The 5,110-nt window shown below is 62.6% G+C and carries 5 protein-coding genes and 1 pseudogene; 3 read left to right on the plus strand and 3 right to left on the minus strand.

Annotation, left to right across the window (positions count from 1 at the left end):
- The 3 genes and pseudogenes from SM452_RS30140 to SM452_RS30150 all read left to right on the plus strand — a co-directional run.
- A pseudogene (locus tag SM452_RS30140) lies at positions 1-87 on the plus strand (IS5/IS1182 family transposase); the annotation flags it as partial.
- A gap of 597 nt (positions 88-684) precedes the next feature.
- Positions 685-975 (plus strand): endonuclease VII domain-containing protein, encoded by a 291-nt coding sequence (locus tag SM452_RS30145; RefSeq protein WP_082930976.1) that lies wholly within the window; start codon positions 685-687, stop codon positions 973-975.
- 230 nt (positions 976-1,205) lie between these two features.
- Complete coding sequence (locus SM452_RS30150; RefSeq protein WP_463841198.1) at positions 1,206-1,814, plus strand: endonuclease VII domain-containing protein; 609 nt, start codon at positions 1,206-1,208, stop codon at positions 1,812-1,814.
- A 31-nt stretch (positions 1,815-1,845) separates the two neighbouring features.
- On the opposite strand, the gene SM452_RS30155 is transcribed toward SM452_RS30150, so the two are convergent.
- The 3 genes from SM452_RS30155 to SM452_RS30165 all read right to left on the minus strand — a co-directional run.
- Entirely contained in the window at positions 1,846-2,742 is an 897-nt protein-coding gene (locus SM452_RS30155; RefSeq protein WP_157539006.1) for a hypothetical protein, read from the minus strand.
- A 332-nt stretch (positions 2,743-3,074) separates the two neighbouring features.
- Positions 3,075-3,977, minus strand: a complete 903-nt coding sequence (locus SM452_RS30160) for a hypothetical protein (protein WP_463841199.1) — start codon at positions 3,975-3,977, stop codon at positions 3,075-3,077.
- Positions 3,978-4,338: 361 nt separating this feature from the next.
- On the minus strand, positions 4,339-5,110 hold a 772-nt coding region (locus SM452_RS30165; protein WP_463841200.1), incomplete at its 5' end, for a hypothetical protein.

The following is a 5,110-nucleotide window of genomic DNA, read 5'->3' on the forward strand; positions in this document are numbered from 1 at the left end:
CTGCGTTGCTGTCCCCGCCGCGCCACGGCGATCGTGCAGGCCATCCTCGTCCTGCACCGCGTCGAGACCAGCCGCTACTCAGGATGAAAACGGCTCACTGAACAAGGAGCAGAGACTCACGCTCGACACCACGTCACGGGATGCAACCCCGCTGTCGAGCCGACACCTTTCCACCCGGACGCCGACCGGCAGCAGTTTTCGTCGTACCTCCCCCTTAGACTCCGGATTCGGTCCGCATCCAAGGACGGGCGGACAGCAGCTACCGGGATCGCAGGAGCCGCTGGCATGAAACTCCCTATGGGTCGCGAGACACCTCGCGGAGCTAACGCATGTCCCAACTGCGGCAACCCGGTTCGTACGACCAGGGACGGCAATCCCCATCGCTGTCGTCGGGCCTCTTGCCGCCGTCTGCCACGGGCTGCGTGCATAGTTGAGGGCTGCGGGCGACCGCGCGAGTCTGCCACGCTCTGCACAGGACATAACAACCAGAAGAGTCGGGGCAGGCAACTCAGGGCGCTGCGTCCCAAGCGTTCGAGCGCATCTCTTTCCATACGGGACGCCGATGGGAGGAAATACTGCCAAGACTGCGATTCATGGCTAGAGGTGGCCATGTTTCGAACGACTGCGCAGTTCTCTGACGGCCTCGACCTGAGGTGTCGCCCCTGCAACGCCCTAATTAGTCGAATGAGAAACTATAGGATATCCGTCGCTCATTATAGGCAGATGCTTGCCGAACAGGGGGGCAAGTGTGCAATTTGCCAAGAGCCGCCGGAGCCCGGCCGGCTTCTCGTGGTGGACCATCGCCACTCATGCTGTCCGGAGAAAAGCAAGTCCTGCGGAGAATGCATCCGGGGGCTACTGTGCCAGACGTGCAACGCGGCAATCGGAATGTTTAACGAGAACGTGGAAACCCTTCGCCGGGCCGCGGCCTATGCACAGGGCACGCCGGCGACGAAGCTGGAAGCATTCTCATGAATAGGCCCGATTGCAAGCTCGACGGGTGCACCTCCCCTCAACGCAGTTTGGGTCTATGCCACAAGCATTACACGCGGTGGTATGCAATTGGCGACCCCCTTTGGGACGGAGATGATTGCACTAATTGCGGAAGGCGCCGGTCCCGCACGCCCGAAGGGGAACTGCGTCGCTGCCGGTTTTGTCCAGAGATCCGGCGGCCGACGTGCAGCTTTCCTGGGTGTGAAAAGCCCATGCGGTCAGCTGCTCTGTGCAACGGCCACTCCCAGCAGCAGCGTAAACGCGTTGCGGACGGACGAAAACTGGCATCACTGCGCCCCACTCGCCGCTCGAAGACGGCGGTCGGGTTGCGTGACGAGTTAGGGAGGAAACAATGCAGCGCCTGCGGAACGTGGAAACCCGAGACTGAATTTGGGCCGCAAAGGCTTGTTTCCGACGGGCTCGATCCTCGCTGCAAAAAGTGCGTCAATCGTCGGAACATCGAGCTCAAGTACAACATATCGGGCAGGAGATACGAGGCCTTGTTGGAGGCCCAAGATGGCGCCTGCGCAATCTGCCGCAAGCCACCCGACGGTCGAGACCTGGTCGTCGACCACGATCACGCCTGTTGCCCGTACAGGCCGAAAAAGGCCTGCGGACGGTGCGTGCGCGGTTTGCTCTGTTCAACCTGCAATTCGGGTTTGGGAATGCTCCGAGAAGACCCTCGCCTGATATACCGTGCGATTGCCTACCTCCAGTCCGATCAGCCTGCCTCGCTCGACGTAACTCTGCGCCGGCTCCCCTCGGGCAAGGCTAGTGCTTCCAGCATTACCTCCCCGAAAATGGCGAAGACTTCCAACTAGATAAGCTCGCCTGCCGGCTATCGCCCCAAAGCTAGTGTTGCGACTCATCGTGACGGGCCTGCGTTGGCACCCCACTTCGGCGCTTCGTTCGCTTCGCCTGGGCCAGCGCCTTCGCCCTAGCATGATCCGATGGACTGTCGGCATCGATAAGGGGGAACAACTGCTTCTCGTAGTCGAGAAGCGGTCGACCACCGTAAGTCGCCGCCGCCTCCCCACGCGGCTCGCTACGCCAGATCACTCCGAAAAAATCCGCATTCATATGGCGATACACCTTCACCACTTGCGGAGCCCCTCCGACCGTCGGATACTTCCTACTTCGAATCATGTCTCGTAGGACTTCAAAGGGCTCCATGTCTAGCGGGTCGTCCATCGTAAGGCCCAGCCTGGCACGGAGGAGGTTGAACTCGCGGAGAGCTTCTCCTGTTACATCGCCTCCAATTTGGAGCTGCACACTCGGTTGGTCCTCCCGGTACGGCTCTCTCTTGGAACGAACGTACCTTCTTTCCTTTCTACTGAAAACGTACTTCCAAATCTGGAACTGCTGGTATCGCCAAGACCAGCCTCCGAGAATGAACATCGTCGCGCTCTTTTCCAAGTGCGCCGATTCAAGTAGCGCCCTGTCGACCACCCTAATGTCCAGCATTTGGTTTAGGACATTTTCCACAATGTCCGCCAATTGCGTTATGTCGTATCGTCGACTGGTGACCGCAGGACTTGCCTCGACTGCTCGCTGAACTTGAAGCATTGCCGGATAGGCAATGTCAGTAATTCCAGCAAATGCCAGGACAGCATCCGAACGTGGGAGGGATAGGATCTTGGGGCAGCAGTCCCAGCGAGCGCCTCCCCCAGAGAGGCGACTGTCGCTTGCCATCACCATTTCTCGCACGTCGGGGGAGGAGTTCCGCACCCATGAAAAGACAAGCGTCATAGAGCGATCCTATTCCGTCGGCCGATGTTCGGGACTCCACTGGAGGTGGCGACCTGGCAGGGCTCCGTTTGCACTTGAGCCTGGCCCATCCTCAGACGAGCCGGTAGGCGTACTTGGTCGGAGTGAGCGCCTCGATGGCAATCATCCGTGGCCAGATGCAGCGGCCGACCCCGCCGAGGGCTTCGACGACTGGAGAGCGTCGAAGCTGGACGTCTGCAACGATGAGAGTGCGTGTCCGGCGTCGCAGCCGTCAGCCAGTTGGTTGTGGCATACTTCGTTTCGGGTGAGTACCAACTCCTCCCCAAGCGACTGAGTTCCCTTGACCTCGGTCATCAACGAGGAGCAGGGGAATCGGCAGTTGCCCGAATCGGCGAGGAGCGCCCGAGCGCCGCCGGTAGCACGATCATCGCGACGATCGCGACGACCTCGACCGCCAGCAGGCGATCCAGTCGGGTAAGGCCGGGAATGTCGGACGGCACGAGCACCTGCCGCAGTGGCAGCATGGCAAGCAGCGCGGCGGCGAGTTCCAGTGATGGCGAGGATCGCGGCGACTCGCGGCGACGGCGCCAGTTCTCGGCAGCGGCGGCAATCCCGAGCAGCAGCGGTGCCGCTGCGATGGAGTACACGGAGATGGTGTACTCCGTCGGTCGCCGGACGGAGCCCGAGAGGTCGGCGATCTGCGCGAAGCCCTCGCTCGGTCTGCTAATGGCGTACCCCGGTTCAACGGTCCAGTCCACGAGCTTGTCGCCTTGGGAGAGCGCGATTCCGAAGCTCAGCTGCTGCACTAGGCGGGCTGTGGCACCGTCGCCGACTCGGTATGAGATGCCCGCTGGCAACTCCAGGATGGCCGACGCGGTTGACAGGGCGTAGACGTCGTTGGGAAACGCCTGCGGAGCGGCACTCAGGTCAATCGAGGCCCTCATCTCGGTGTCGTCCTCGCTTCCAGAGATGGGGATCGACACATAGGTGGGCTCGGCGAAGAAGTCCGGGAAGATCGTCAGCCGCATGCGGGGATAGCTGGGGTCCGTGATCGGCCCGACCGGCAACCTGAACTGCTTGCCTTCACCATCCACTAGGCGATGGAAGAAGTCGTGCTGGTAGAACCGCGCTCGTATCGTGACATCCAGCTTGCGCTCGAGCGGGTTGATGGCAGTGACGTCGAGGACGATGTTCGCCAGCGGCTCGCTACGCGCCGCAGCCTCCTGCCGGATCCGTTCGTCCAGTTCGAACCACACCCAGGAGTCTCGGCTACCGACCCGAAAAGGCTCCCAGGGCAACACGAATGCGAGCGTGCCGCTGAGTACCGCGACCGTGGCGAGGATCAGCGCCCATGAGGGCCTCCGGGTGTCAGCTGCGCCAGGTGCTGCGGGCGCAAGTTCGCGACGTTGCCGCTGCGGTGGACTGCTGCGACGAATCCTGTCGTGCCGCTGGATCACCCGCTCTCTGGTGCTACCCATCGATCTCGCCAGCCGACGCGGGACGGGCTTCATGCCTACAGTGTGCGAACGGGTGTCAAGGCTGATCAGCTGCCGGCTGTTGGCGCAGGTCCTGAGACCCGACATCGCCCGCAGCCGGCCGGTGCTGCGAAATGGCTGCTCAGGCGGCGTAAACGGCGGTGGCGTCGTCGCTGCGCTTGTTGCGTGCCCATTTCATGCAGGACGGGTCGGCGGCCTCGATAGCGCGTACCCGGCGGATCAGCTCGGTCGGGCCGTTCTGCCCTAGGACGTCGAGCGCATCGGGCAAGTCGAGCAGACCGAACAGGGCCACCAGGCGGGCGGCTCCGTCGGTGAGCACGGGGACTCGTCGGACGGTGTCGAGCGGGACTTCGCCGGTAATGGCGTTCTGGGCCTCGAACGGATCCGCTGCTGCCACCCAGTACCCGCCGGGATGGCTACGGGCGGCCAGCTCGGCGTGCTTCATCCGCAGCAACGCGGCCTGCTTCTCGGCCGACCCGAACGGGTGCCGATCGGCTTCCTCGCGTTCGGCGCGAGCAGTCTTGTCCACACGGCCGTCGGTGATGACCTGGATGCCGTCGGCCGTGTCGATGAGCACTGTGACATCACCCAGCACCAGGTACTCCAACGCGGTGTCCTTGAGCCTGAGCATGGCCGTCGCCGCCGAAGGTGTACCAGGTCGGCTGAGGCCGCAGGTGTCCCGGTGCTGGTCGGCGGTGAACCGGATGCCGTACATCAGCGCATTGGCTAACCCGGAGTCACGGTCGGCGGCAAGGCCGGCGAGGACCGAGCCCAGCTTGGCGGCATACCAGGCGATGTCAAGCCCCGGGTTTGATGGAGACTGGATTATCTGGTTTTCAGGGTTGCGGTGACCGGGTGGGTCATCGCGTGTAGCGCCTCGTGTTCGGCGGGTG

The sequence above is a fragment of the Micromonospora sp. SYSU B005 genome (assembly GCF_055362685.1).